The organism is Ruegeria sp. BF8 (assembly GCF_056538625.1).
This window is the reverse complement of the sequence record NZ_JBQFTL010000001.1, coordinates 300,242-327,111: the sequence shown is the minus strand read 5'-3', so window position 1 is coordinate 327,111 and position 26,870 is coordinate 300,242. Positions and strand designations below refer to the sequence as shown.

22 protein-coding genes are annotated in these 26,870 nt (G+C 59.7%); 6 read left to right on the top strand and 16 right to left on the bottom strand.

Annotation, left to right across the window (positions count from 1 at the left end):
• Window positions 1-167: 167 nt before the first annotated feature.
• A complete protein-coding gene (gene glyA / locus ACR0LD_RS01570; protein WP_170337640.1) occupies window positions 168-1,463 on the top strand; it encodes a serine hydroxymethyltransferase in 1,296 nt (431 codons plus the stop codon).
• 72 nt (window positions 1,464-1,535) lie between these two features.
• On the opposite strand, the gene ACR0LD_RS01565 is transcribed toward glyA, so the two are convergent.
• Complete coding sequence (locus ACR0LD_RS01565; RefSeq protein ID WP_170366576.1) at window positions 1,536-1,910, bottom strand: hypothetical protein; 375 nt, start codon at window positions 1,908-1,910, stop codon at window positions 1,536-1,538.
• A gap of 47 nt (window positions 1,911-1,957) precedes the next feature.
• Here ACR0LD_RS01565 and ACR0LD_RS01560 point away from each other — a divergent pair, with 47 nt between their 5' ends.
• Window positions 1,958-2,761, top strand: coding sequence for an alpha/beta fold hydrolase (locus tag ACR0LD_RS01560; RefSeq protein ID WP_254440790.1), 804 nt, complete (start codon window positions 1,958-1,960; stop codon window positions 2,759-2,761).
• 5 nt (window positions 2,762-2,766) lie between these two features.
• On the opposite strand, the gene ACR0LD_RS01555 is transcribed toward ACR0LD_RS01560, so the two are convergent.
• The 6 genes from ACR0LD_RS01555 to ACR0LD_RS01530 all read right to left on the bottom strand — a co-directional run bounded on the left by ACR0LD_RS01555 (window position 2,767) and on the right by ACR0LD_RS01530 (window position 11,623).
• Window positions 2,767-2,946 carry a hypothetical protein gene (locus ACR0LD_RS01555; RefSeq protein ID WP_170363027.1) on the bottom strand — a complete coding sequence of 60 codons (180 nt, stop codon included), beginning with the start codon at window positions 2,944-2,946 and terminating at the stop codon, window positions 2,767-2,769.
• A gap of 85 nt (window positions 2,947-3,031) precedes the next feature.
• Window positions 3,032-3,424, bottom strand: a complete 393-nt coding sequence (locus tag ACR0LD_RS01550) for a rhodanese-like domain-containing protein (RefSeq protein ID WP_093962649.1) — start codon at window positions 3,422-3,424, stop codon at window positions 3,032-3,034.
• A gap of 74 nt (window positions 3,425-3,498) precedes the next feature.
• Complete coding sequence (locus ACR0LD_RS01545) at window positions 3,499-4,839, bottom strand: HlyD family type I secretion periplasmic adaptor subunit (RefSeq protein WP_170358354.1); 1,341 nt, start codon at window positions 4,837-4,839, stop codon at window positions 3,499-3,501.
• 12 nt (window positions 4,840-4,851) lie between these two features.
• Entirely contained in the window at window positions 4,852-7,143 is a 2,292-nt protein-coding gene (locus ACR0LD_RS01540) for a type I secretion system permease/ATPase (RefSeq protein ID WP_480635420.1), read from the bottom strand.
• Window positions 7,144-7,179: 36 nt separating this feature from the next.
• A complete protein-coding gene (locus tag ACR0LD_RS01535) occupies window positions 7,180-9,135 on the bottom strand; it encodes a type I secretion protein (RefSeq protein ID WP_480635419.1) in 1,956 nt (651 codons plus the stop codon).
• Window positions 9,136-9,268: 133 nt separating this feature from the next.
• Window positions 9,269-11,623, bottom strand: a complete 2,355-nt coding sequence (locus ACR0LD_RS01530) for a hypothetical protein (protein ID WP_480635418.1) — start codon at window positions 11,621-11,623, stop codon at window positions 9,269-9,271.
• An 815-nt stretch (window positions 11,624-12,438) separates the two neighbouring features.
• Here ACR0LD_RS01530 and ACR0LD_RS01525 point away from each other — a divergent pair.
• Entirely contained in the window at window positions 12,439-12,981 is a 543-nt protein-coding gene (locus tag ACR0LD_RS01525; protein WP_480635417.1) for a helix-turn-helix transcriptional regulator, read from the top strand.
• On the top strand, window positions 12,974-13,471 hold the full coding sequence (locus ACR0LD_RS01520; protein ID WP_093962654.1) for a hypothetical protein: 498 nt from the start codon (window positions 12,974-12,976) through the stop codon (window positions 13,469-13,471). Before ACR0LD_RS01525 ends, ACR0LD_RS01520 begins: the two co-directional genes overlap by 8 nt.
• A gap of 161 nt (window positions 13,472-13,632) precedes the next feature.
• Here ACR0LD_RS01520 and ACR0LD_RS01515 read toward each other — a convergent pair whose 3' ends face one another.
• Both ACR0LD_RS01515 and ACR0LD_RS01510 read right to left on the bottom strand, forming a co-directional pair.
• Complete coding sequence (locus ACR0LD_RS01515) at window positions 13,633-14,010, bottom strand: hypothetical protein (protein WP_170581318.1); 378 nt, start codon at window positions 14,008-14,010, stop codon at window positions 13,633-13,635.
• 498 nt (window positions 14,011-14,508) lie between these two features.
• Entirely contained in the window at window positions 14,509-15,852 is a 1,344-nt protein-coding gene (locus tag ACR0LD_RS01510; RefSeq protein WP_170343546.1) for a metal-dependent hydrolase family protein, read from the bottom strand.
• A gap of 546 nt (window positions 15,853-16,398) precedes the next feature.
• Here ACR0LD_RS01510 and ACR0LD_RS01505 point away from each other — a divergent pair.
• Window positions 16,399-17,436 carry an AraC family transcriptional regulator gene (locus tag ACR0LD_RS01505; protein ID WP_170342831.1) on the top strand — a complete coding sequence of 346 codons (1,038 nt, stop codon included), beginning with the start codon at window positions 16,399-16,401 and terminating at the stop codon, window positions 17,434-17,436.
• A gap of 189 nt (window positions 17,437-17,625) precedes the next feature.
• On the opposite strand, the gene ACR0LD_RS01500 is transcribed toward ACR0LD_RS01505, so the two are convergent.
• From ACR0LD_RS01500 to ACR0LD_RS01470, 7 genes are all read right to left on the bottom strand, one after another.
• The gene (locus ACR0LD_RS01500; protein WP_480635416.1) at window positions 17,626-17,901 is read right to left on the bottom strand and encodes a hypothetical protein; all 276 of its coding nucleotides are present in this window, start codon (window positions 17,899-17,901) and stop codon (window positions 17,626-17,628) included.
• Between the two features lie 285 nt (window positions 17,902-18,186).
• Window positions 18,187-19,440 carry a carbohydrate porin gene (locus tag ACR0LD_RS01495; RefSeq protein ID WP_170365936.1) on the bottom strand — a complete coding sequence of 418 codons (1,254 nt, stop codon included), beginning with the start codon at window positions 19,438-19,440 and terminating at the stop codon, window positions 18,187-18,189.
• A 41-nt stretch (window positions 19,441-19,481) separates the two neighbouring features.
• Entirely contained in the window at window positions 19,482-19,847 is a 366-nt protein-coding gene (locus tag ACR0LD_RS01490; RefSeq protein ID WP_170342826.1) for a DoxX family protein, read from the bottom strand.
• A gap of 78 nt (window positions 19,848-19,925) precedes the next feature.
• Entirely contained in the window at window positions 19,926-20,255 is a 330-nt protein-coding gene (locus ACR0LD_RS01485) for a hypothetical protein (protein WP_170357382.1), read from the bottom strand.
• Window positions 20,256-20,395: 140 nt separating this feature from the next.
• A complete protein-coding gene (locus ACR0LD_RS01480) occupies window positions 20,396-22,075 on the bottom strand; it encodes an amidohydrolase family protein (protein WP_480635415.1) in 1,680 nt (559 codons plus the stop codon).
• 74 nt (window positions 22,076-22,149) lie between these two features.
• Window positions 22,150-23,535, bottom strand: coding sequence for a metal-dependent hydrolase family protein (locus ACR0LD_RS01475; protein ID WP_480635414.1), 1,386 nt, complete (start codon window positions 23,533-23,535; stop codon window positions 22,150-22,152).
• Window positions 23,536-23,586: 51 nt separating this feature from the next.
• Entirely contained in the window at window positions 23,587-25,104 is a 1,518-nt protein-coding gene (locus ACR0LD_RS01470; protein ID WP_170343540.1) for a metal-dependent hydrolase family protein, read from the bottom strand.
• Window positions 25,105-25,295: 191 nt separating this feature from the next.
• Between ACR0LD_RS01470 and ACR0LD_RS01465 the strand changes: the two genes are divergently transcribed.
• A complete protein-coding gene (locus ACR0LD_RS01465) occupies window positions 25,296-26,339 on the top strand; it encodes a helix-turn-helix domain-containing protein (protein ID WP_170357385.1) in 1,044 nt (347 codons plus the stop codon).
• Window positions 26,340-26,870 lie beyond the last annotated feature (531 nt).

The window sequence follows — 26,870 nt, the reverse complement described above, 5'->3', positions numbered from 1 at the left end:
TTTTCCAGTTTCCGGTGCTGCGCATTTGGTTCCGAAACAAACATACCTTTCCCCATTAGGCCAGACGTGACGCCGCAGCTGGCCATTTCGTCGCTTTAAAGTCTTTTTCATCCGTACAGTTTCCTATAGGAAATCCGCCAAACCAACCTCAGCCATGCGGAGCGCCCATGAACGCCAACCTTCGTGATACCGGTTTCTTCACCCAGTCCCTCGCGGATCGTGACCCTGAACTTTTTGGGGCAATCACCTCCGAACTGGGACGTCAGCGCGACGAGATCGAGCTGATCGCTTCGGAAAACATCGTCAGCGCAGCTGTCATGGAGGCGCAGGGCTCGGTCATGACCAACAAATACGCCGAAGGCTATCCCGGCCGGCGTTACTATGGCGGCTGCCAGTTCGTCGACATCGCCGAGAACCTGGCCATCGACCGCGCCAAGCAACTGTTCGGTTGCGAATTCGCCAACGTGCAGCCGAATTCGGGATCACAAGCTAACCAGGGCGTGTTCCAGGCGCTGATCCAGCCGGGCGACACCATTCTGGGCATGAGCCTGGATGCTGGCGGTCACCTGACCCATGGCGCCAAGCCCAACCAGTCGGGCAAGTGGTTCAATGCGGTTCAGTACGGCGTGCGCAAGCAGGACAACATGCTGGACTACGATCAGGTCGAGGCGCTCGCCAAAGAACACCAGCCCAAGCTGATCATCGCCGGCGGCTCGGCCATTCCGCGCCAGATCGACTTTGCCCGCATGCGCGAGATCGCCGACATGGTGGGGGCTTATCTGCACGTAGACATGGCGCATTTCGCCGGTCTGGTCGCCGCGGGCGAGCATCCCAGCCCCTTCCCGCACGCGCATGTAGCCACGACCACCACGCACAAAACCCTGCGCGGCCCGCGTGGCGGCATGATCCTGACCAATGACGAGACGATAGCCAAAAAGGTGAACTCAGCCATCTTCCCGGGCATCCAGGGCGGCCCACTAATGCATGTGATCGCGGCAAAGGCCGTGGCATTTGGCGAGGCGTTGCAGCCTTCGTTCAAAGACTACATCAAACAGGTCGTCGTCAACGCTCAGGCGTTGTCGGATCAGCTGATCAAGGGCGGCCTGGACACGGTGACCCACGGCACCGACACCCATGTTGTTCTGGTCGACCTGCGCCCCAAAGGCGTCAAGGGCAACGCGACCGAAAAGGCGCTGGGCCGTGCGCACATCACCTGCAACAAGAACGGCGTGCCGTTCGATCCTGAAAAGCCGACCGTGACCAGCGGCATCCGTCTGGGCTCGCCCGCAGGCACGACCCGAGGCTTTGGAGAGCCCGAGTTCCGCCAGATTGCGGACTGGATCATCGAAGTGGTCGATGGGCTGGCCGCCAATGGTGAAGACAACAACGGTGAGGTCGAGGCGCGGGTCAAAGCGCAGGTCGCGGATCTGTGCGCCAAGTTCCCGATCTACCCGAACCTCTGACGCCACAAAGTCAGAAACAACAAAATGGCGCCTTTAGCGGGCGCCATTTTTCTTTAATGTCAGATGCCCTGATCAGATCAGATCGCGCCACCAAAGCACGACCAGAAACAGCGCGGCCAAGGCCAGAATGTTGAAGGCTAGCCCCCCGAGCATGCCCAGAAACCAACCCCAGCGGCGATCCGCCAGATTGATGGCGCGCAGATGCGACTGAACATCCTTCGCCGCCTTTTCCAGGGTCGGCGAGTCCAGGGTCAGCCGGAGCTTGGGATGCTCGACCAACGGCTCGGCACGGGCGAGTTCCATTGCCTGTTTGTAGACCTTGCGCGGCAAGCGACGCTTGGCACGGCGCACCGACTCGGCCAGGGTCTTGCCCTTTGCGCCCAGTTTTTTGCGCAACAGGATTATCGTCTGCGCGATCTGGGTCTGAATTTCTGTTTCCTGAGCCATGCGCCCCTCCTGACGGGGCAATCTAACGGTCTGCGCAGGCGGTCACAATGGGGCTGGTTGTCCGGGGCGCCGGAGGCTATCAGAATGACATGCTGAACACGATCACACATGGCGAACCGACGTCCCGCACACCGCTGTTGATTGCCCATGGGCTATACGGATCGGCCCGAAACTGGGGGGTGATTGCGCGTAGGCTGTCAGATGAACGTCAGGTGGTGGCGGTCGACATGCGCAACCACGCCCACAGCTTCTGGGACGACCGGCACGATTATCCGGCATTGGCGGATGATTTGGCTGAGGTCATCGAAAGCATGGGCGGCGTGGCAGACGTGATCGGGCATTCGATGGGCGGCAAGTCGGCAATGACATTGGCGCTCGAGCATGGCGAAATGGTCCACAGGCTGGTCGTGGCGGACATTGCTCCGGTTCGGTACAGCCACACGCAAATGCCATATATCGAGGCCATGCGTGCCGTGGACATGACACAGGTCGCGCGCCGCTCGGACGTGGAACAGCAACTGGCCGATCTTGGAGTCGAGAAGGCATTGCAGAGCTTCTTCACTCAGTCGCTGGACGTTCCCGGCAAACGCTGGCGGCTGAACCTGGACGTTTTGGCCAAAGAGATGCCGAATATCATGGGTTTTCCGGACTTTACCTCACACTGGGACGGCCCGGCGCTGTTTCTCGCCGGTGCGGAGTCGGACTATGTTCAGGCAAGTCACCGCGAAGTCATCAAATCTTTGTTCCCGAACGCCCGTTTCGCCAAGATTCCGGGCGCAGGCCATTGGCTGCACGCCGAAAAACCGCGCGAGTTCGAAGCTGCTGTCCGGACATTTCTGAACGCCGCCTAAGCTCTCTATTGGTACAGGCGCTTGGCGACCAGCCAGGATGCGGGCAAAGCCGCGACCGCTCCGACGGCTGCGGCACCTACGATGGCCAGGGTCGAAACCATTCCCGCGGTCAGCACGGCGATAACGGCCGTACCCGCGAGGGCGGTCGCGATCAGGGAATACAGTAGCGCTGCAAGTCTCATCATTGCCAGTCGTCCTTGTTGATGGCGTCTGACGAGCAGATTGCCGAAGCGTAATACAATCGGCTTTGATGCAGATCAGGCTGGGTCCCTACATCCCAGAATCAACCGGGCCGACATAGTCGCCCCCGCCGTTTACCCAGTCCGAGAACCCACCCAGGTTGTAGACATGCTGATACCCCATGTCCTTGAGCAACTTGCCCGCAAGTGCCGCCCGTCCGCCCGAAGCGCAATGCAGAATGATCGGGCGATCCTTCCGCAGCTCAGGGTCATGCGACTGCAGCGCAGGATCGGCACGAAACTCGAGCATACCGCGTGAGATATGGTGAGATCCGACGGCGCGACCGGTCTTTTCCAGTTCAGGCGCATCGCGAATGTCCAGCAGCAGCGCACCCTGCTGCAATAGCTCCCTGGCTTGCGCGGCGCTGATACGTTGAACAACGGAATTCGCGGCCTCAAGCATCTCTTGAACGGTCAATGGCATTCGTGCGGTCCCTCCCGGATTTTCACGAATGCTAGCACGGGGCCTTTTGTATTTGTAAGCGCTATGGTGGTCGCCTATTGCTCGCGAAAGGCCCGAGACATGCTGTCGACGATCGGCTTGGCGATATAGGCGGCAAAGGTGCGTTCCTCGGTCTGGATCATGATCTCGGCCGGCATGCCGGGGGTCGGAATGAAACCCCGTACCCGGTCCATCTCGTCAGGCTCCAACGACACCCGGGCCAGATAGACCTCTTGAGGTATTCCGCTGGCTTCTTCCAGGACCGCGTCCGCCGAGACGTAAAAGACTTCGCCCGTCAGAACCGGTGTCGTGCGCTGATTCAAAGCCACCAACCGCACAGTCGCGGTCTGGCCGGTCACAACGCTGTCGATATCGGTGCGCGGGATCTGGGCCTCGATGATCAGCGGGGCATCAGCTGGCAGGATTTCGGCAATCGGCTTGCCGGTCTCGATGACGCCGCCCGGCGTGTAATAGTGCAATCGCACAACCGTGCCATCAACCGGGGCGCGCACCACCGCGCGGGCAAGAACACTGCTGGCCTGGCGCGATTTTTCCCGCACGCTTTCCAGATCCGCCTCGATTACACCCAGTTCGTCCAGCGCTGCTTCGCGATAGGCGGACCGGGTCCGGGTGATCTGCTCTTCGTATTTCAGCAGCATCTGGCTGGTTTCCGAAGCCTCGGCCGCCAGTCGGGCCAATTGCCCGTCCGCTTCGGCCTGGACTCGCCGGATGGTGTTCAACTCACCCTTTCGGACAAGACCTTTTTCGAACAACGCGTTCTTGGTTTCGTATTCTTCCTGAAGGATCGCCTTGCGGCGCTCCATGCTTTCCAATTGCGCCTCGAAGCCGCTGGCCCTGATCTTCAGCGCTTCGATATTGCGTTCGAGAAGGGCAATGTCATTCAGCAGAGTCTTGCGCGAGACTTCGAAACTGAGCCGCTGGTTGTCGAGAATGGTCATCACTTCAACGTCGTCGGATGCCTCGATCAGGGCGGGTGAAAACTCCAAAGTGTCCTTTTCGGCGTATTCGGCCAGCAAGCGCTCGACCATCGCCTGAAGGCGGATCTTGCGGATGAACAATTCGCGCTCATTTGCCTCGGCCGAGGTCTGATCCAGTGTCATCAAGACCTGCCCCTCCTGCACGGTCTGGCCTTCGGTGACCAGGATCTGTTCGATGATCCCTCCTTCAAGATGCTGAACGATCTTGTTGCGCCCGGTGGCCACAAAGCTGCCTTGAGCAATCACTGCGGCCGCGAGAGGCGCCTGAAACGACCACAGGCCGAACCCGCCGAAACAGGCGACCAGCAGCACGGTGCCCACGACTATGAACTTGGTTATCGATCTCGGAACCTCGGCGTACCAAAGGGCGGGATCGTCTACTTGTACCAACTCGTTCATCTTTACCCCCGTCTACCCTTTCAACTCGGGCTGCTGGCGCGGCCCGTTCAGTTGCTGCAGCACCTGCTCACGCTGACCGAACAGGGCGACCCGCCCGTCCGTCAGCAGCATGATCTTGTCCACCACGTTCAAGAGCGTCGGTTTTTGGGTGATCACGACCACGGTAATCTTGTTTTCCCTCGCCTGCTCGATTGCCCGGGCCAGCGCCTTGTCGCCCGCGACATCCAGGTTCGAGTTCGGCTCGTCCAGAACCACCATCCGCGGATTGCCAAAGAAGGCGCGCGCCAGCGCGATCCGCTGTTTCTGACCGCCAGACAGGGGCGAGCCATCGGCAGCGACCACGGTCTCATACCCCTGTGGCAAGGTGGCGATCATGTTGTGCACGTCGGCCAGAACTGCAGCATCATGAATTTGCTCATCGGTGGCATCGGCGCGCATTCGGCCGATATTGTCCTTGATCGTGCCCGGAAACAGCTGAACGTCCTGCGGCAGGTACCCGATGCTTTCGCCAAACTGGCGAGGATCCCAGTTTCGAATATCCATCAGATCGAGCCGCACACTGCCCGAGGTCGGCAGAATCGATCCTACAAGCGTTTTGCCCAGCGTGGTCTTGCCCGCGCCCGAGTTGCCGATGATCGCCAGCGTCTCGCCCGGGTTGAGCGAAAAACTGATGCCGTTGAGAACCACGCGTTTGGTACCCCCGGGTACAAACAGAAGGCGTTCAACATCCACTCGTCCCTCGGGGCGGGGCAAGCGCAGCTTCTCATACTGAAGCGCCGAATTGGACAGCAATGCCTTGATGCGGCTGTAGGCACCGCGGGTCAGCAGGAATGTATTCCAGCCCTCGATTGACCCTTCGATTGGCGCAAAAGCCCGCCCAGCGATGATCGAAGCCGCGATCACCATACCGCCCGTGATTTCGCCTTGCAGGGCCAGATAGGCCCCCCATCCCAGAATGCCGACCTGCGTCAGCAGGCGCACGGTGCGTGAGATCGCCGCGAACACCACGTTTCTGTCTTGCGCCCGGACCTGCCAGGTCAGGGAGTTGGCGGTGTCGCGTCCCCAGATCCGAACCGCCTCGGGGATCATAGCTAGTGCGTTGATGATCTGGCTGTTCCGCGACATCGAATCCAGATGCTGGTTGGCTAGAGACTGGGCCATGTTGGCCTCGGCAAACGGTTTGGCCGTCATCCGCTGGTTGATCAGCGCGATAACCATCAGGATCACGGCCGTCACCACCACGATCATGCCCAACTCTGGGTGAACCAGAAAAATCATAAGGATGAACAACGGCGCAAAAGGAACATCCAAAAAGGAGAGAAGGGTGCTTGAAACGAGAAAGCCGCGGATTTGCTGCAGATCACCCAGCGTCTGATACTCGCGTCCCGTCCCGTGCAACGAGGCATGCGCTGCGGCACTGAGGGTCGGAGCACCCAGTCGCGCCGCTACTTCGACCCCGGTGCGCATCAACATGAAGCGCCGCACCGCATCGAAAGCCGATTGAAAGATGATTGCCCCGGCCACGATCGCGGTCAGCATGATCAGCGTGTCCAGCGAGCGGCTGGTCAGCACCCGGTCACTGATCTGGAACAGGTAGATCGGGATCGCCAGGATCAACAGATTGGTCGCGCAGGTCAGTACCAGAACAAACGCAAGGTTCCGCCATATCGCTCGCATCGAGGTCCGAAGGGTGCGTTGAAAGTCTTCGGGCGGCGTGCGCTTGTGAAAAGTTTGGGGTGGCCCTTTGCCGCCGCCATCGCCTGAACCAGTGCGCAGCAGCGGCTTGTTCGCTTCGGCCTCGATAGTGGTGCCCATGCGATCCGTCCCACCCGACCGGGACGAGGGGGTCATGCGCGCGGTCGGGCTTTCGACGGTTTGCGGTTCCGAGTCCTCGGCATTGGCCACCCCTTCGCCGTCACCCGCACGCCCTTCCACGGCGACGGTTTCCGGCGTTTCGCGCCGTCGGGGAGAGGCGGCGCTGAATGTTGTTTCCAGTGTGTTGTCGTCTGGTATTTTCTGATCGGTTTCGTCTTGGGCTTCCGGCGCCGGAGCCGCAGCATTTCGCGCAACCTCTTGCTCCTTCTGCGCCGTCAGCTGGCCCTCCTGCGCTGCCTTGTTCTGGCTCTGCTCGGTCACGGGCACGCGCATCTCCTTGGTCAGCCTTAGCCGTGCGGTCAGCCGTTCCGTTGCAAATGACGAGCCAGACACCATGTCGCTGGGTCGCAAAGTCAGAGGCTGTCCGCTTCCCGACCGGTCCAGCGGGCTGGCATATCGGGTGCGGCGCGACGAAAAAACGATCGACATAAACAAACCTTCCGGTCACTCGTAAAAAAGGGAAAATCAGGTCAGGATGGATTGCATTCCTACATTGGCGTCCAAGTCTTCGGGGGTTAGTGCAGGAGCGGTCGGGCCGCTCACTGCTTGCCCGGCGGTCATTGCCTCCTCCATCAGGATTGCGATGGCTTCATTGGCAAATTCCGGGCCGATCTCATTCTCGGGCAAGTCGATGAGACTGGCCTGGTGCAGCAAAAGCTCGGAATATGCGCCCTGCCCGGCCATGACAACGGAGTCCACGCCCAGCTTGTTGATGTTGGCCGCATTCAGCATCGCGTTGCTGCCGGCCACGACTTCGGTAGTGGCCCCATGCGGACCGGACAGGAAAATGTCATCCTGATCGGCAAGCATGGTGACCTGCTCAAGAATATTCACCTGCAGCAGGTTTCCGTCGATCTTCAGAACGCGCATCTGCTCCATGCCCGCGAACATCGGATCGTTCAGCAATGCGTCCTCGAGCGCGGCCATGTTCATTTCATTCAGAGCCATGGCCTCGGCCATGTTCTCCTCAAGCGCCTCCTGCAGGTCCAGGCCGTTGGTCATCGCCGAGGCCTGGTTCATCAGCAGGTTTTCGTTTGCACCTCCGGCAGGTCCGGCTAGGCCGCCTGACACCACGTCGTCATCCATCAGGACGAGCGTCTGGAACAACATGTCGACCGAGATCATGTCGCCGCCGATCATGATCAGGTCATAATAGCTGCCGAGTTGAACAATATCGGCCACGTTGACCATCTGGTTGCCACCCATCGCATACATGGTCGAAGACGCGGAAATCTCGGTCTGGATATGGTCGATATCGGTGGCGTTGATGACCTGCTTGAGGAAGTTGGCAACCACCAGATCGCCATGGATCCAATCGACGGTCAAAAAGGACGGCTGCCCGGCCCCACCAGCGACGGCCGAGGTTCCGGCAAGCCACGGCGCAGGATTCGCCTCTGTTTCAATCTGGGCGGATTGGACGACGTTGGTGCCCGCGCCGCTGCCGGTGTTTCCGACATCAACATCTGATACCAGCGCGACCTGGCTGATCATCGTCAGGCTGATCGCTTGTCCACCCACGGCGATGAAGGGGGCATCCACCCAACCGACGTTCAGCGCGACTTCGTTGATCGCAAGATTGCCGCCGGTGACAACGGTATGACCCTCGTGTGACTCCGGCCCCTCGGACTGGTTCCACTCGGCCGGATAGGACTGTGACACCAGATTTTCCTCAGCCTCCTCGGGCTGGTGGTAGGCCGGCAGAAGATCGCTCCAGACCGGAGCCTCCGACACGTGTTGACCGTTGACGATGATGCCTTCCGCGTCTTCACCTTGGAATTGGTGAACCGTGACACCTTGGACCGATCCGTTCATCGGTGTCGTTATCTGTTCGACCAGCGTATCCAGGTATTCTGGCGTCATGTAGTCCGGTATCGCCAGTGAAGGCACCGCCATCGCATGAAGCGAGTGCGCCACGTCCAACGCGGCTTCGGCCTGCGCTGTCAGCATCGCCGCATCGCGGAAGTCGCCCGCGCCCACGGTATCATTGTCGCGCAGGACCAATGTCTGGAATGTGTAAGTGACGGCAGACCCTATCAGGTCGCTGACGACCTGAGGCTGCAACATCAAGAATTGCGGCCCGACCGAGATGGGCAATTCGGACTGCGGAACGAATCCGCCCGGCGCCAACGGGTCACCGATCTGGATGTTCGACTCGAGCATTGGGCCGGCTGGTGGCAGCGGCAACTGCGGGTCCGCGGGCGGTTCGGGGAAACGGTAGGGAAGCGGGTCGTAGTCCTTGGGCTTCAGATCCAGATCGGCCTTGACGACAATCCTGATCGGATCCTCCAGGCCTTCAACTTCGGCCAGCCGGCGGAGCGCCGTAAACTCCTCGTATTGCTGCCGCAGGATGGCCTGTTCCATCGTGAGCTGAAAAGTACCGATAAAATGCGCGATCGTTTCCGTAATGCTGTCAAGTGACATCTGGACTATCCCTGTCACCCTTTCCGGCAGAAAATTTCCGGGTCTGGGTTAAGTTGGACCGAGGCCATGAAACACGGCCCCGGTGTTTTCATCAAAGACCGGAGGCCGAAATCGCGGCCTCCGGGGTCAGGCGTTATGCCTCGGTGTCGTCGCTCGCGTAGGTCGAGCTCATCGAACCGCCAACCATCGTGGTATCGACCGAGTTGCCAAGCACGTTGGCGCCCATGACGATTGTCTGGTTGAAGGCCGAGGTATCGACCACTGCTGCTGCCGACGCGTAGGATTCACCAGTGACGATACCGTCGCCACCATTGTTGGAACCCCAGGTGCCGCCATTGCCGCCGGCTCCGCCGTCACCCGAATAAGCGCCGGCCGCGCTGCCACCGGTGACTGCGCCACCCGTGGTATCCCCGGACATGGCGCTACCCATGGCGTAGCCGCTGGTACCGCCATTGGCCGCAGACGCACCGCCTGCACCACCGGCTCCCGAGCTGGCCGCGCCAGTCGCGCTGCCGGATCCGGTCGAGGTGGCATCGTTGTCGGTGTACGACGCGCCGCCGTATCCCGCGATGGCTTCGGCCAAGCTGTCGGCGGAACCGTTTGTGTCAGCGTCAGCAAAGACTTCTGCCGCACCACCGGTACCGGCCGTGTTGACCGCATCCGCAGAACCCGCACCGTTACCGGACGAGGTGGACGTTGGCGTCGTGGTCCCACCGGCTCCGCCAGCGCCTTCTGCACTGGACGAACCCGAACCGGTTCCATTTGCCGCGCCATTGGCCGCGTTCGAACCGCCGGCTCCGCCGGTTCCGGTCGACGTCTGCGGGTTGCTGGCCGCACCGTTCACGTCACCGGGCGACTGGCTGATATTCGGACCGCTTGCGGCCAGATCACCGACGCCCTGTGCGCCAGAGTTCGCTGCCGAGCTGCCGCCCGTGCCCGCTCCGCCGGACCCTGCGCCGCCGGTTCCGGCACCGCCGGTTCCTGCGCCGCCGGTTCCAGCACCACCGGTGCCCGCTCCGCCGGTACCCGGGTTGTTGCCCGTGGTTCCGCCGCCGCCGGTCGCAGCGTCGCTATCAGCCGCATTCAAGGCTGGACCACCATCCGCGATTTCCTGGTTCAGCGCCGCAATGGCAGCTTCGACCATGGCCGAGAATCCGCCGGATCCCTCGCCACCAGAGCCTTCGCCGCCAGCACCTTCACCGCCAGAGCCCGAGCCGCCGGAACCCGTGCCACCGGAACCAGGTCCGCCGGTGCCATTCGCGCCACTTTGCGCGCCGCTGCCGGCCATGCCCGCACCCGCATTGCTTCCGGCTGTCGCTTCATTCGCTTCGGTCGTACCGGTGCTGTTGTTCGATGCAGAACCCGAGTTCGATGACTCGCCGTTGCCGCCATTGGCGCCGTTCGCACCCGACTCGTTTCCGGCCAGGCCAAGGCCTGCGCCGATCGAACCGGTCCCGTTTTCACCACCGTTGGCATTGCCTTCCGAGTTGGCGCCGGACAGTCCCAGACCAAGGCCAAGACCGATCGAGCCGGCATTACCGCCTTCACCGCCAGTTCCCTGGCCGTTGGCATTCGAACTGCCGGTGTTGTTGGCGCTGGAGGTACTGTTGGCGTTGCCGCCATTGCCAGCCGTGCTTTCGCCACTGGCTTCGGCACCCGACAGACCAAGACCCAGGCTCGTGTTGTTGGCACCGCCCGAGGCCGCACCGTTACCGCCTTGCGAAGCCGCGCCGGCATTGCCGGTGTGGCCGCCCAGCGCGAATGCGTGGCTGCCATTGGTCTCGCCGCTTGCGGCACCGCCGTAGCTGGTTCCGCCGGAACCCGAGTTACCGCCGCCGGAGGATGAACCGATGCCTTCTTCGGCATAGGCCGAACCGCCCGTCGCGCTGCCGTTCTGATAGAACGAGCCGTCATTCGACAGGCTGGGCGAATCCAGCGTGTCATCGTCACTCAGGTTGGCCAACTGGTTGTTGATCGACGACATGTCATTGCCGTCACCGCCCATCGAGATGGTCAGGTTCAGATCATCGCCGGGATCATAGTTCACGTCGTTCCCGGCCGTGATGACATCACCGATGGATGCCGAGTCACCGATATCCAGATCGACCTGGTCATCGTCGCGCGGGATCCACTCGCCTTCACCGAAATCGATGTTGATCGAGTTCGAGATACTGTTGCTGTCATCGCCGCCATTGACGTTCGATTGCTGCTGACCTTGCTGCTGGCCCTGCTGCTGCGCCTGACCCTGATCCTGACCCTGGCCCTGCTCGTTCGCAACTTCAGTCGCCTGAGCCTGAGCCTGGTTCTGTTCGTCTTCGTTGTTTGCAGCGTTTTGAACTTCCTGACCCTGCTGCTGTTGCTGTGCGGTCAGTTCGGCCTCGATATTTGCTTCTTCGACGGGGATTTCCACCGAGATCGGAGCTTCGAGATTTTCAACATTAACTTCGTCAACGGTCGTGACATTGGTATTGTTCACATTGCGTCGCATAACAATCTTCCATTTTTGAAGCGCCTGACCGCCATTCATCTACAAAGCGATATTCGGCGCGGTTGAAAAATATTATTGAGCATCCATTCGCGAAACTGCGCATGTCTGCGGCCTTGTCTTTCGAATGATGTGTTGTCACCCCCCCTTTCTCGGCCAAGCCGATTCCGTGACTGCTCAAAATCACGCGAAAATACGCGGGCCGCAGACACGCCAGGTACAAGTACACTTCGCAAATTGAAGCACGACAGAGGGTACAGATGCTGTTCGGTCTGCCTAGCTGGCAGAAAGTATTAACATCACTAAAGCGATGATTTGCTTACCGTATTACTCGAACACGCGTTTCAGGGTCGAGTTCGAAGCCGAATTGGCCTGCCACAAAAGCCGGAAAAATTTAGTTATTTGAATCCCGATATTTAAGCGGCCTGACCGTCAAACGACCTTAATCGAAAGTTCTAAAACCCGGTGATTCCCAAAGCCGTACAGTTGTCGAAAACTGAACTTTCTGGTATGCTCAACACAGATTTTAGATTGTTTTTATTCAGTTTCACCTCGGCCAATAACGGCCAATTCAGGACGTAATCCGGGGTATTTAGGGGGGCACAAGAATGAGCATTTCCGAATTAAGTAACAGTTCCTGCACGATCGACGAAAACGAAGATTTTATGATTGTTTTTATTGGGAAAGAGCTCTTCTACTCCAACCAAACCCTGCGAAGCGTTCAGCACGAATTCGGTGTGGCAGCCCATCGGTTTGAATCTCTCGCGGCATTCTTGTCCCAAGCCAGCAATGCTGAGGGTTCCGGCAAGATTGTTGTCGTGGATCAGATCATGATGGAGGATCTGCTGGCCCGTCCCTCCGATTACCTCCGATCGTCCATGCCGGGATGCGTTGCCTTCGCATACCGCAAAGAGGACGCAGCCCGGTTCGTTTTCGAGCGATGGGACCGATCCCGGTACGGATCAATCGGGTTTCTTCCGATGAACGTCGCCCCGGACGCATGGCGCGCGATCCTGCGGCTGCTGATGCATGAAGAGTTGTACCTGCCGGGATTTGTGGCCAATTGCGTTGCATCGAAGCCGTGCGCGACAGGTGCGACTACGGCCCGAGAAACTCCGAAATCCCCTGCGGCTGGCCCTCTGTTGTCAAAACTGACCCGGCGCGAGAAGCAGGTTCTGCAACTTGTCTCCGAAGGCAAAAGCAACAAGGCGATCGCTGCCCAGTTGGGTATCACCGAACACACGGTCAAGCTGCACATGCACAACGTGTCGGGCAAGATCGGTGTCAGCAACAGAACGGCAGCGGCGCATTTCTTCTTTGAGGCGGCGGCGCAGGACGCGCACCGAACCTCGGTTGACTGACGACTTCGAAGCCAGGTTCGATCGGTTGATCCTTTTGGTCGGCCGCCTGAACTATGTCTGGACGAACACCGAAAGCCTGCTGATTCATCTGATTGCCGGCCTCTCGGGGACCAGCAAAGACGTAGCCGTCATCATTTTCCTGACCCTGAACACAACCCGCGCCCGAATTGATCTGGTCGAGCGTCTGGCAAAGATGGACGGAAGGCCGGCCTCGGTTCGTGATCCGATCCTAGAGCACACGCAGCGGCTCAGCCGTCTGTCTGGCATCCGCAACAAGTTCAACCACTGCATCTATTCCTTCGACCAGGAAACCGGGAACCCCAAAACGATCCTGATGCGCATTGCCGATCGAAAAACCGACATCAAGCTGGGACGCGAAGATACGGTCGACGAACAGGCGATGCAGGAAATCGAGGATGTCGTCGCGCAGTTGTCGGCGGCGAACCAGGACATCTGGCGGCTGATCTCCAAGCTGGGTTATCCGGTCTGACGATCGCCCTCGGCCAAGTCGACCAGTGTGTTTGGTGCGGGCGGTGGGACTCGAACCCACACGGCGCTAGGGCCTTCGGATTTTAAGTCCCGACCGTGACCCTTGTTTCATTGGCCAATATGCCACCAGATCACCGCATAAGTCCCATGAAACGGGATAGGTCATCCCATTCCATATGGTCCACCCTCCTGCAGCTTTGCGAACTCGCCCCACACATTGTGGCATACGTCCGCGAACGCCACATCATCCTCGGGGATGCTGTCCTTGAAATTGGGGTAGTTCATTCGGTCGCCCAAGTTCATCAGCACGGTCACGAGGTAGTTGCGGGGTATGAATGCCCGGTAGCGATAGTCGCCGTCCGACGTTTCGATCACGTCGCCATCCATGCCGTAGGGCCGCAGGAGTTCCGCGTCCTGCACGCGGCGGAACCGCAGGCAGACGCGAGCCCCCGGGTTGGAGCGGCTGGTGTTGCCGTCCTCATCCTTGGCGACGACTGAGAAAAAGCCCGAACCCTCGGGCGTCGAGAATGCTATCCACATACGTGGTCCTCTTGATTTTTAGGGAAAAGGGCGACGTCCCTAACAGATGCGGCAACGAGTTGTCAAACCGAGGGGTTACGTACGCGGGCGCCTGGCCAGTGCCCCGAACTGCAACCTTCCAGTAACCGGAGACTCGACGACCATCGACCTTCGAACCCCTAAGATCGACCTCCGCGTCCACCGTTGTTTCCGCCTTGTTTTCAAGGGGTGTCTTACAGGGCGTATGACAGGGGGGAAAAATTTTTCGGGCGCAGGTGGGCCTCGCTGCACTGGCCCCGCCCTTTCGGTGAGGGGTGGGGGGGTGTTTGGCCGGGTTTGTGTCGCCCGAGAAAACCAAATCAGCGTTTCTTGTTCGGCGAGCGGCGGGGCTTGGTGGCCTCTTGGCAGCATTCTGGCACAATGCAGTCATTCGGTGTGAAAAGTATGAACGACTGCTTTGCGGACTCTTCGGTCATTCGCATGCAACCCCAGTGCCTATCTTGACCCTTGGAAAATTTCTCAGGCCAGATTGTTTTTGTGCGCTTTGCCGTTCTTCATAATCACATCGAAGTTGTCCGCAGAGGCCATGACCGTAAGGTCAGCAATCGGGTCTCCGTCCACGAGCAGAATATCGGCGTAGGCTCCGGGTTGAATGACACCGACTGGACCAGCCTGGTAGGGATTACGCGGGCCGGTCAAGTCCCAAAGCTGACCATTCAGACCTGTTGCCTGCCGCAAAATCTCGGCGTTGCTGAACCATGGCGTCCTGAGCTGCAATTCCTCCAACTGCGTTGCTTTCGTTTGCCTCGATCCGACGAAGTCTGTTCCGAGTGCAATCTTAGCGCCAGATTCTCGCGCTAATCGAAGCATGGCGTCGAGACCATCAAACGCCATCTTTTGTCGCTCTGCCTGGGCTGGCGTGAACCCTGCTGGAATGTCTGCTGCAAAAAAGCCAACCTGGGTTGAAAGCCAGACCCCTTTTTCCACGGCCAACTCCATCGACTCAGGCGTCATGAGGTTGCAGTGTTCAATACATTGGTAACCTGCCTCAATGGCAGCCCGAACCGATGTGTCCATGTATGCGTGCGAGGTCGCGTATGTGTTCCAACGTTTGGCCTCCTCTACTGCCGCTTCGAGTTCTGCCGGCGAATACTCGTTGATATCCAATGGGTCGTAGAGGCCAGTCACGGCGCCGCCTGAAAAGACTTTGATGAAGTGCGCACCCTGCCGGAACTGCTCGCGTGCAGCCGCCAGAACTTCAGGTACCCCGTCTGCGAAAAGTGTGATCCCAAGTCGCTCCGCTTCTGTGAACGGCGGCCCGCCGAAGGCTCTCGGACGCACGGATCGCGGCCGAAGGTCGCCATGACCGGCGGTCATTGAAATCGCAGCGTTTGACGCCTGAATGCGCGGACCGGGGTGAAGGCCCTCGTCTATGGCGCGCGCCAAACCGAGAATGCCGCCACCAGTATCACGGACACTGGTAAAGCCACGCATCAGGGTGGCTTCACTTTCGCTCAATGCCAATGCAGCAATGTAATCTGGACGTGCTGTCAGGAAGCCAGCAGGATCTTGGTTCCACTGGAGGTGCACATGCATGTCGAGGAGCCCCGGCATCAAGGTCCGTCCAGCTCCATCGAAGCGCGGCACCTCTGGCGCGGCATCAGCTACGGGCGAGACATCCTTGATCATTTCCCCTTCGACAAGAACGTTCGTGAGTTCGGTCAATTCATCAGACATCCCGTCAAAAACACGCACGTTCGTGAAGAGCGTTGCATCTGGAGCTTGAGCTCGGGCTCGCGCCGGCACCAGCGCCAGCGCAGCGGTCGATGCAAGGCTGGACAAAAATACGCGTTTGGAGATCATAACTTAACCCTCAAGATGCCGAAGAAGTTATTGAAGGTTATCTCAGGATCGCCTGTAAAACCATCTGGTAAACCTGATGAAGAGGGTGACGCAGGGTATAGAGTTTTTAGAGCGTTGAACTGAAGGTAATCCTACGTAGCAAGAACACCCGGTTTGGGCTCAAGGCAGACGTTCTCTCACCTACGCTCAATGGCTGCATTGCGGGACCTTCCAGACTTTCGATTAACTAACCTCAAGGAACGCAACCGGCCCAGAGCGGACTTTTAAGTAGCGCGCCGAGAATGGCGGCTTCGAAAGCCACAGCGAACAAGCAAGCTGCCCAACCCGGACGATGTGCGCCGCTACTCGGTGTGTCACACCGCACGGATCTCGAGTTACTCGCGACCGACGTCGCGCCTACCTTGGTGGCGATTGTGTGAAAGGCACTGCGGGTATTGAACGAAACGGGCGTTGCGTTGTTCGAACGTTGGCTTTGGCAACTGGCAAGAAGGTCAGACGGGCCTTAACGTGGCGCAACACGTCAGACACCGAGACTACGGACCAGAAATGAAATCCGAGATTCCAAAACACAGCGCAATCTGGGGACAGATCATTGTCGGTGAGTTGAAGAAAACAGGCCTTTCCGAGCGGGATATCCGAAAGGAGTTCGGGATAACCAGATCTCAACTCGAAGACCCGGATGCTCGCTGGTCCTTCGACAAGACTGCCTGGTTGTTTGAAAAGGCGAGCGCTTTGACCAGGGACGACCTTGTCGGATACCGCCTGGCACAGTCGCCGGACCTGGTCAGGAAGGCCGGGTTGCTCGCCTATGTCGGCGTTTCGGCACCTACCGTTGGCGGTTACCTTCGAAACATCACCCGTTTTCAGCGCGTGATCGGTGACGCGAGCAAGACGGCCATGGAAGAAGGCCCGGAAACCACCCGGCTGACCTGGCACTACGATGTGCCAGCAAGCATTCCGACCGGGCAATATGCCGAGTTTGGAGCCGTTGGCACGGTCTTCGCCCTGCGGGACTACTCCAATCGGCAAATCCGTCCGACGCATGTTCGGTTCGCGCATCAGCGGCTGACCGGCACCGAGGCCCTCGACAGGTTCTTTGGCTGCAATGTCCTGTTTGGTGCCGCGGAGAACAGCATTGCCTTCAAGGCGGCTGATATGGATGTGCCGCTGTTGACGGCCGACGACAACTTGCAGCGGACGCTTTCGGTCATTTGCGAGAACACGCTGGCTCGGATGCCGCAGACACCCAACAGTGTGGCCCGGGTTGTTGAGAGGCAGATCACGGCGCGTCTTGCAGCCGGCACGGCCCAGCAGGACGCAATTGCGGCGGAACTTGGGATGAGCGCCCGAACGCTGGCCCGCCGACTGACCGACGAGGGCACGAGCTTCGCAGCGGTCGTCGCCAATCTGCGAAAGGCTCTGGCCCGGGACTATCTGCTCAACAGCACGCTTCCGCTCACCGAGATCGCCTATCTTCTCGGATATAGCGACGCCAGTACCTTCAGCACGGCATTCCGAAGATGGTACGGACAGCCCCCCAGCGACTTCAGGGAGCAGCCAGCAACAGAAGCGCCCCTGGCATAGGGCGAACGATCTGAGTAGAGGCCGGACTGCTCGGATCATAGGCCCGCACTTTCACGTTTCTCCGTCTTCCTGAACCACCCTGACGCAACAAACCCGGCAGGCATGAGGCCTAACGGGTTTGAAGCAGATGCCGGATCTCTCCAGCGTCGGTTGGAAGGGGTAAACCGTTCCGGTTGTCTCGTTGCGGGATCAGCGCTTGTGCTTGTTGCCACCCTTCTTGCGATCGTCCTTGCGATCTTGACGATCCCGGTCTTCGGCGATCTTGCCACCGAGCGCACCGGCGGCTGCGCCGAGGGCCAGGCGGTCCTTGGCGTCGCCGCCGGTGATTTCGGTCAGCACGGCGCCGGCCACAGCGCCCTTGAGGGCTTTCTCACCGATGTCACCGGCATTGGCGGCCATCGGGGCAGCGAGGGCGAGTGAGGCGGCAAGGGCGGCGAATACGGTGTTCTTGAGGGTGTTTGTCATCGGTTCCAACCTTTCTGACGGTGGCGACCTCCGTGGCCGCCTTCTGTGGAAAGATCTAAGCGAACCGCCATGCCCCCGCTTGAGAGCATCCGACAGCTTCATTGGAATGGCTGACATTGCAGAGCAACAAGCCAAATTCGACGGTTGTTCTGCCGTCAAGACTTTCGCCTGACGCAATGCCAATCATCCAAGGGGTCGCCTCCTTGGCCGCGATGGCTGCATGGGCCGTTCCGGCGCAGGCACGACACTCCCAACCAGACGGCATTCTATCCGCCGCTACTCAGGTCAAAGATTGATCCGCAGCCTCAAGCCGAAAACGGTCGTGTCCTGATCGTTGAAGCCCGGGTTGATCATGTGCTGGACGTCCGCCGTCAGGGCGACATTGTCCGACAGGTCCAACCGATAGAAGGCCTCCATTGTGGTCTGGGTGTCGAGCGTTTCATCTACCGGGTCCGCAACGGTCGCGCCAAACCCAAAGAGGTCGTCATAGAGGCCCGGCCGCCATAGAAGTCCAGCGTTGGCTGCGCGTCGGGCGATCGGCGCCTCACCCTCCGACCAGCCGAGGCGTCCGTAGATCATGAATTCCTCGTTGATCGTGTGGTTGGCAGACAGGATCGCCCCGTAGCTCTCCGGCACGCCTGCCTCGGTGCGTTCATCGACGTGAAATACCCCGAGGTGAACGTTGGTTAGAAAGCGCTTCGAGCGTTCGGGCGTCCATCCGATCTCGGCGTATTTGTAGAACTCGGGGCCACCGGGAAACCACTCGACATCGGTCAGCGAGCCGTTTGCATCCGACAGGACACCGAGGGCATAGATCTGGTCGGTCAGGAAACCGCCCCCCGCAATGCCGAAGCCGGGATCGGGGATCGGCAGGACCGGGCTGAACAGGATCGAGAAATTGGAGAAAGTCGTGCGTGGGTTCACGTAGCCGAGGATGTCCGAGTAGTCTCCCGGATCGATCCGGCCGGCCACGAAACCGGCCTTCCCGCCAGCGAGCGTCTGGGACCAGTAGGCGACGGAGAGGGTCGTGTCGGTGTCACTGAATGTCGTTGCGGTGACGCCCGCATAGCCGATTTCCCCGGCAAGCCCGCTTGGCGCGATGTCCGTGCCGAGCAGATGGCGGTTCTCCAATGTGAAGACCAATTGCCCGGGATTTTCGCCGCCGCGATTGAGCAGCGTCCACTGGCCCAGAATGCGCGCCTGGCCCAAGGCGGCCTCGTCGATATCGGTCAGGCTCTCGGTCGCGGACTGGTAATAGGCCTGGTAGTCGAAGGAGAGGTTCAGGCCGGTGCGTTCGGCAAAGCGTTGCCGCGATGCCTCCAAGGGGTCCAATGCCGCATCCAGCCCCGGCCAGCGAGAGTCCTGCAACCGCCGCACTCGGTCTTGTTCCAGTTGGGCCTGCGTGGATGCCGGGCCACCGAGCGAGACCGCTGCGGCGGCCTCCAGGGCGGACGTTGGCCGGCTTTCCTGCGCCAAGGCTCCGGTTGATAACCAGAAGCCAGCGACGATGACCGTACCGAGAAGCCTTGCCTGTCCCATATGAGGTCTCTCTTGTTGCTCTTGATTCTTCTTCGGCCCGCTTATGCAAGTATCGCCAGTACGACATCCCGGCCCGTCCAGAGGACGAAGGCCGAAAGCGTAGCCGTGATCATGGCAGGCACACCGTCTTTCCAAGTGTCCCAGATCAGATGACAACCGATTGCGCCAAGCGACGTGCCCAGAAGGGCAGCGGCCCCGAGCGGCCCGAGCAAGCTGCCTTGAAACCAGATCGCCACCGCCCCGAAAAGCTCGACACCACCGACAAGCGCCATGATCTGACGGTTCAGCCCGTATTTGACGAACATCGCCAGTTGCGTTTCGAAGATGAGCTTCTGCCAGCCAAGGATCTTGATCGAACTGGCGAAGAGAAAGAAGGCGGACAGCAGGCCAATGGCAACTATTTGCATAATACGACTCCGCCGACACACACAGGGCTGAAGTTCATTTGATGTTCCCTTCTGGATCGTCCCGAGTGTGCAGTCCGGTTACTTGAGATCGTCCTGCGCCTTGATCTCCGGCACACGGGCGAGGGCTTCGGCCATGTCGGCGCTGCTCATCAACTCGATCATCTGGTAATCCTCCAGCAACCCGTCACCGAGACGGCTGACATAGAAGGCCTGGATGAAGGTGGGGTCGTCCGGCAGGGCGACGGTGATGTAGTTCTTCCCGTTCCCAAGCCCCCAATAGTAGCTCAAAAGCTCGCCGCCGAGCGCCTCGATCCCACCCTTCACCGAGGCCGCGCGGTCCCCGGGATTGGCGATCTGCATCTCCCAGGCGGCGCTGTTGGATGCGCCGATAAACAGGAAGGTGCGCATGTCTTTTGTGTCCTGCGCCGCTGCAACTGTCGCAGAGACGCAAAGGGCTGTCGAAAGAAGGATCCTGTTCATCTTGCCACCCGGAATTGCTTCGATGTTGTGGTCAGTACAGCATGGCTGCCCTGACCGTTCTTGTGGGTTCAATGCCCCGGAGCTCCGGGAATGGAGTGTTCCAGCTCGGCAGGGCGGAGCGGGAACTCGGAATGCTCATCCTCTGGCGTTTCGATGTCGGCGTGCCAGGTGAATTCCTTGTCCCCGAGGTCCAGATCGATCTCGCCCCCTTCGATGACCGGGTAACGGATCGGCTGCCCGGGCCGCAGGTCGATATTAGCGACACCGTCGTCGATAATGACCTGCCCGCTCACCAGAACGTAGGGGATTCCCTTGGTGAAGGAGCCGTTCATGCCCTTCGTCATCGATGATGTTTCGGTGATCGTGTCGGGGTCGAAGATCGTGATATCCGCGATCATGCCTTCCTGCATCCGGCCGCGTTCCTGCATCGCCTTCAGGCCCACCTTGGAAAAGTACTTCGCGGGAATGTAGGAGGCGTTGTTCACCATCTCCATCAGCGCGATGCCCTGTTCACGGGCCTCGCGGAACACGATGCCATAGGTGCCGGCATTGCGCGGGTGCCCCCCGTACTCCGTGAAATCGGCCTCGATCGGCAGCGGTTCGCCATCGACGGTGAAGCCGACGATGTCGTTGGCGATCGCAATATCCTTCATGTGGATCCAGCGCTCCAGGTCTGCTTCGGGGCGGACTGTGATGAAAATCGGCTTGCTCGGATCCTCCTTCTGCTGCCGGAAGAACTCCTCGTCGGACTCGTAGAGTTCGCCGGTGCTGGTATCGAAGATATCGCGGGTCGGAACGATATTGTTCGCCTCGATCTTGTCCGGCAGCAGTTGCGGTGTCGCGATGTTCGGATTGCCGGTGATGGCCGGGTAGTATTCCGCGAAGATGGTCATTCCGCGCATTTGCAGGCGGCGCGCAAGCTCGTAGATTTCTTCCCACCCCTGGTTCTGGATGTGGGAAAGGATCAGGGCCCCGTCGAGCGCAACGGCGTTTGCGATCACCTCGTTTGCGCCCAGGGAATAGTAGAGCGGCAGGCTCTCGGTCGGACCGAAACGGGTATGGGCGCCAAAGAAGCGGTCATACTTCTTCGCCATTTTCTGAAGCGCGAAAATCTCCTTCGGATAGGTGTTGTATCCCATGTATCCCACCGTCGTGTTGACGGTGATCGCCCCGGCGCGAAGACCCTTTTCATACATGGTCATGACTTCGACGAGCTGATCCGCAGTCGGAATATCCAGCGCCCAGCTGGCATGTCCGTCTTCTTCCTCGGCTGCACCGCGTGACTTGAGGATGTAGGTCGGATCGGATGCCAGCTCGACTGAAACCCCATCCATCACGACACGCCGGATCTCCTCGTGCCCCATCCCGGAACCGAAGTTGAGAAAGGAATTGCCCTCGTACTTGTCGTAGAACAGGTCGGCATCCGCCACGCCGCTCTCGGTATCGAGGATCGTCGTCGTGCCATCATGGGCCATCATCTTCTGATCGAAGCCGCCAAAGGAATGCGAATGGGTGTTGATGAATCCCGGCGCGACTACATGCCCGGAAACGTCGATCTCGCGCTTGCCCGTCAAGGCATCTTCGGTGATCGCGGTGATCCTGTCGCCGGTCACGCAGACATTGCGCACGGCATCAAGATTGGTTTCCGGGTCCATGACGCGGCCGTTGAGAAGCGCGACGTCGCACTCCTGAGCAACCGCCATCGAACTGCAGAGGGCCATGAGAGTGGCAAGAGTGAGGTGTTTCACGGTCAGTCCTTCCGGGATGATTGCGTCGGGCAAAAAAACGCGGGGCGGACGAGGGAGACCGCCCCGCGCTCTCCTCAGTCCAGCGTGTTCTTGTAGATCACGCCGTCCTTCATGATGAGCTTCAGGTTGGGATCAGGATCGGCCAGAAGAAGGATGTCTTCGAGCGGGTTGCCATCGACCAGCAGGAGATCCGCGTAAGCGCCTTCCTCGACCACGCCGAGCGGGCCGTCTTGATACGGATTGTTCAAGCCCGTAAGCCGGTTCATGCGGGCGCCGTTCGATGTGGCCATGCGCAGAATGTCGAAGGGTTTGAACTTGGCCTCGTGCAGGTATTTGAACTCGTCGTTCATCTTCTTGTCCTGCTCAAGCGTCTGGTCCCAGTTGTTGATGAGATCGGTGCCCAGAGTGTAGAGGTCGATCATGCCCGGTGTCGTCTGGATCACCTCGATCATGTTGGCGGCGGCGTCACGGACACTCTTCCATTTGGCGAACGAGGCTGGCGTGTAGAAGGCTTCCGCCTGTTCGGTCGTCACCGAGTAGACCGGGGCTACCGCCGTCGCGAACATGATCTGCTTTTCGACCATGATCTCGGCGGCCTCCTTGGTCAGGAACGGGATGTGCTCAACGGTCTTTGCACCGTTGTCGATACAGTTGCGGATCGCCTGCTCGGTGAACACGTGGCAGGTGACGTAGGTGCCCCATTGCTCGGCGGTCTTGACCGCCATCTGGATCTCGTCCGCCTGGTACTGAAGCGAATGCAGCGGGTCGAACTCGGACGTGACCCCACCGCTGACCATGACCTTGATCTGGGTTGCCCCGCGCCGCAGGTTCTCGCGCACCGCCATGCGGATCTGCTCCGGGCCATCCGCGATGAAGCTCATGTCCGTGTCGACCCAATGCGATGGGCCTTGCCCCGACAGGGTTGGATGCCGGTCGTTCAGCTTGCGGAAATCGGCATGGCCCGATGTCTGCGTGATGAAGGCCTCCGAGGAATAGATCCTCGGGCCGGGGAACATACCGGTATCGATGATCCGCGCGATGGACTTTGCCGGTCCGCCGAGGTCACGAACCGTCGTGAACCCGTTCATCAGGATGCGCTCGGACCGGATCGTTGCAACGCCACCAAGATGGAAGGGCGTGATGTTCTGGCGCAACCCGTCACTGAGCGGGTTGAACACCAGCAAATGCACGTGCTGGTCATGCATCCCCGGCATGAGCGTGCGCCCGCCGCCGTCAATCATGGTTGCGTTGGGCGCTTCGATCCCGTCCGTCGAAATTTCCTTGATCAGGTTGCCTTCGACCAGAACGCTGGCGTTTTCGATCCGCGCCTCGTTCACGCCGTCAAAAACATGGACATTGGTGAACAGGGTCTGCGGCAGCGTTTCGTCCTGCGCAGAGGACATGCCGGCAGCGAGCGACACCACGCCCGCCAGTAATGTGGACTTGAAAAGATGCTTCATAAGTTTGCCCTTCCGCAATGTTGACGGCGGGGCCAGCGCCCCGCCGAAAGTTCAGTTCAACGTGTTCTTGTAGAACTTGCCGTCCTTCATGATGACGCGAATGCTCGGCACGTCCTGCCCGCGTGGCTCGGCATCGAACCATGTATCGACAGCGCCGATGGCAGTGATGTCTTCGAGCGGGTTTCCGTCAACGATGAGGATATCGGCATAGGCACCTTCCTCGATCACGCCGAGCTTGCCTTCGGGATAGGGGTTTCCGCGTCCCGTCAGTGCGGCCAGTTCGCCGCCATTCGAGGTCATCATCTGCAAGGCCCAGAGGTTGCCGAACTCACGCGCCATGAAAGCCTTGGTGAAGTCCATCGACTGCCGGTACGGCACACCGGTCAGCAGCACGTAGTCGGAATCGAACACCATCTTCGGCTTGTACTTCCGCACCAGATCAAACAACTGCTCGCTGTTTTTCCGCAACCAGAGGAACTTCGCCGTCGGCGGGAAGGTCGGGTCCTGGTGCATCGGATGCTCAAGCGCCTCGGGCGCCAACGCGGTCAGGTTGGGCGAGAAGAACGCTTCCTTCTCTACCAGCTTCTGCATCGTCGGTTCCGTTATGGTCAGGCCGTGATCCACCACTTTGACCCCGAGATCGAGCGCGCGCGACAGGTCGCTATCCATGAAGACATGCATGGCGACATAGGAATCCATGTCCCCGGCCACCTCGACGGCAGCGGCGATTTCTTCGTCTGTAAAGGCGGACTGGTAGATCGGGTCCTTGATGGAGGTCACACCACCACTGACCATGATCTTGAGGTAGTTGGCCCCAAGCGCAAAGTTCCGCCGCGCGCCGTGGAGCACTTCGGCAGGGCCGTCGACAAGCCGCGTGATCTCCAGCCGTTCAAGATTGCTTTCGTTCTTGCGTTGCCCGGCGATCCCCCAGTCGCCATGACCACCGGTCTGGCTGAGGCAGGCGCCGGACGAGTATATCCGCGGGCCCGGAAGCGAACCCTCGTCGATTACCGCACGAAGTCCACCATGTGCACCGCACATGTCGCGCACGGTTGTGAAGCCCATCGCCAGCATTTCCTGCGCAAAGGCCGCAGAACGTGCGCCGATCTCCTCCCATGTCGTGTCCTGAAGGCCCGGGATCGTGCCATCCTTGTACATATTCACATGCACATGGCTGTCGATCAGTCCCGGCATCAAGGTGCGTCCGCCGCCGTCGATCACATTGACCTCGACCTCTTTGGTCTCGATACCGCGTTCGGTCTGGATGGTGAAAGAATAGCCGTCGATACCGCCAACAGGATCGGGCAGGCGCTTGCTTCCGCCCGTTCGAACTTCGACTTCCCACGTGCCGGATTCGGGAATGTCCTCTGCAATCTTGTGAATCTTGTTCTTGACGACGAGCACGTCGACATCTTTCAAGCCGTCATTCACCCCGTCGAAGACCATCACGTTCTTGAACAGCGTGACCTCCGAGGGAATGTTGGGGATATCCTGCGCAATGGCAGGCGTCGTGAGCGCAATTGCCATTGACATGGCCGGCAGCAACGCCTTCAGGTTGAGTGTTGTCATTCGGTGTCCTCCCAGGGGTCGGTCTTCCTGCGGACCGATCCTCCCACTATGCACATGTGCCCCGAGATTCTTTTGACCCGCTGATCCCGTGGTGCATTTTTCTGACCCGATCCGGTCAATTTCAGCCAATTTCTGCTTGGCCGTCAGGCGCCCGCGCCCGTAGCGTGTCGGAGAGCGAAAGGGTGATGTGGATGCCGCAAGGAGAACAAAAGGACGGTTTGTCCCTCGTACGTGCTACGGTCCTCGGCCCCGTCGTAGCGATGATGCGGCGGCTCGATGCGGATCCGGCCTTTGCGCTCGGGCTGCATGGATTGAGCGAGGAACAGGTCCTGAACCCGGCCGAGTTCATCCCGCATGACACGGTCTATGCGGCGCTGGCCTCCATCGCCGACATCACCCGGCCGGATATCTGCGCCTTGGCGGGACAACAGACAGACCTGTTGAAGTTCCTGCCGCGTGGGGCGCTCCTCGGCCAGTCGGTGACCCTTGGCGATTTCTTCACCCGGTTCACCCAGATCGTCTCGAAGGAAAGCAACGCGGTGTCCTTCCGGCTCCTGATCGAGGAGGAACACGCCTACTTCACCACCAGTCGCAATTTCGAACCCGAGGTGTCGCCGGGCCATTCGGACGCCTTTCTCGTCGGGATCTGGATCTCCCTGCTGCACCGTGTTCTCGATTTCCGATGGGATCCAACCCAGGTTGTTCTGCGCCTCTGCGATCCGACCCTGCTGCCGGAGCAGTTTCATGGCGTGCGGGGCATCAAGTGCAACAACAGGGGATTCTCCATCCGCTTTCCGGCGGCCTGGCTGTCGCTTCCAATCAACCCCGAACTCCTCGTGAACCACGACAATGATATCGAAGAACCGGTTCAGGTTGATGTGCCCCTGGACTACCTCGAAGGCTTCGAAATTCTCGTGCGATCAAGGCTGTCCGATCCGGCGCTGACGGTGAGCGAGGCCGCCCGGATGTGCAGCATCACCACCAAGGTGCTGAACAAGCGCTTGTCCTCCTACGGAACAACGGCGTCCAAGGTGATCAACCGGCTGCGGATGGAAAAGGCCTCCGAACTGCTCACCACATCTGATCATTCGATCAAGGAGATCGCCCAATTGGTCGGCTTGTCCGAAACATCGGCACTCACCCGAGCCTTCACGCGGAACTTCGGCATATCCCCGAAAGATTGGCGCAATAAGGAGGCACAAGAGGCCCAAATTGCCGGAGCGCCTGCAGATTAGCCTGACCCCGCTGCGACTCCTCGACTACCGCAATCTCTTGGAACCTCGGTCGCCAATGGTAATGCCGAAGAGATGCATGAACCGGCGAGCCCTTCGCGGGGAGCAATCGATGGGAAAGGAGACCTCCATGCTATCCGCAGCGAACTCCCGCTTGCCGCCCATCGCGACAGTTTCTGCGGAACTTGCCAATGGGTAATCTGGGCTCGAAGCGGTCATTCGCTGCGCAATGTATGATTGACCGCTTTGCGGACTATGCTGACCTTTTGGTTGGCTATCTCGGTAGCAGGTTAATGAACTGGCTCCTCTGCAGTATTTATGATTGAGATGTAGTCTACGGTCAGCCCCGCCAGCTGGGCGGCTTTCCTGACCGCGCCCTCATGGCCGTAGCGCTCGACGCACTCGTGGCAGATGGCCCCGCCGAGGGTTTGCTTGGGTCGCCTGCCCTCGCGGACGCGGACCATGAAGATGGGGTACAGGTCCCCATGCCAACCCGTGTCACACGCCGCACAGGCATGGGTGTCCTTGCCAGAC

Bases quoted from the DNA above. Each gene is read 5' to 3' on its own strand.
- ACR0LD_RS01515 (WP_170581318.1), bottom strand. From the start codon at position 14,010: ATGTGGATAGCATTCTCGACGCCCGAGGGTTCGGGCTTTTTCTCAGTC.
- ACR0LD_RS01565 (WP_170366576.1), bottom strand. From the start codon at position 1,910: ATGGCTCAGGAAACAGAAATTCAGACCCAGATCGCGCAGACGATAATC.
- ACR0LD_RS01540 (WP_480635420.1), bottom strand. From the start codon at position 7,143: ATGTCGATCGTTTTTTCGTCGCGCCGCACCCGATATGCCAGCCCGCTG.
- ACR0LD_RS01475 (WP_480635414.1), bottom strand. From the start codon at position 23,535: ATGAAGCATCTTTTCAAGTCCACATTACTGGCGGGCGTGGTGTCGCTC.
- ACR0LD_RS01510 (WP_170343546.1), bottom strand. From the start codon at position 15,852: ATGATCTCCAAACGCGTATTTTTGTCCAGCCTTGCATCGACCGCTGCG.
- ACR0LD_RS01500 (WP_480635416.1), bottom strand. From the start codon at position 17,901: ATGACAAACACCCTCAAGAACACCGTATTCGCCGCCCTTGCCGCCTCA.
- ACR0LD_RS01535 (WP_480635419.1), bottom strand. From the start codon at position 9,135: ATGTCACTTGACAGCATTACGGAAACGATCGCGCATTTTATCGGTACT.
- ACR0LD_RS01465 (WP_170357385.1), top strand. From the start codon at position 25,296: ATGCCGCAAGGAGAACAAAAGGACGGTTTGTCCCTCGTACGTGCTACG.
- ACR0LD_RS01505 (WP_170342831.1), top strand. From the start codon at position 16,399: ATGAAATCCGAGATTCCAAAACACAGCGCAATCTGGGGACAGATCATT.
- ACR0LD_RS01490 (WP_170342826.1), bottom strand. From the start codon at position 19,847: ATGCAAATAGTTGCCATTGGCCTGCTGTCCGCCTTCTTTCTCTTCGCC.
- ACR0LD_RS01530 (WP_480635418.1), bottom strand. From the start codon at position 11,623: ATGCGACGCAATGTGAACAATACCAATGTCACGACCGTTGACGAAGTT.
- glyA (WP_170337640.1), top strand. From the start codon at position 168: ATGAACGCCAACCTTCGTGATACCGGTTTCTTCACCCAGTCCCTCGCG.
- ACR0LD_RS01545 (WP_170358354.1), bottom strand. From the start codon at position 4,839: ATGAACGAGTTGGTACAAGTAGACGATCCCGCCCTTTGGTACGCCGAG.
- ACR0LD_RS01495 (WP_170365936.1), bottom strand. From the start codon at position 19,440: ATGGGACAGGCAAGGCTTCTCGGTACGGTCATCGTCGCTGGCTTCTGG.
- ACR0LD_RS01470 (WP_170343540.1), bottom strand. From the start codon at position 25,104: ATGACAACACTCAACCTGAAGGCGTTGCTGCCGGCCATGTCAATGGCA.
- ACR0LD_RS01560 (WP_254440790.1), top strand. From the start codon at position 1,958: ATGGGGCTGGTTGTCCGGGGCGCCGGAGGCTATCAGAATGACATGCTG.
- ACR0LD_RS01550 (WP_093962649.1), bottom strand. From the start codon at position 3,424: ATGCCATTGACCGTTCAAGAGATGCTTGAGGCCGCGAATTCCGTTGTT.
- ACR0LD_RS01485 (WP_170357382.1), bottom strand. From the start codon at position 20,255: ATGCGCACCTTCCTGTTTATCGGCGCATCCAACAGCGCCGCCTGGGAG.
- ACR0LD_RS01555 (WP_170363027.1), bottom strand. From the start codon at position 2,946: ATGATGAGACTTGCAGCGCTACTGTATTCCCTGATCGCGACCGCCCTC.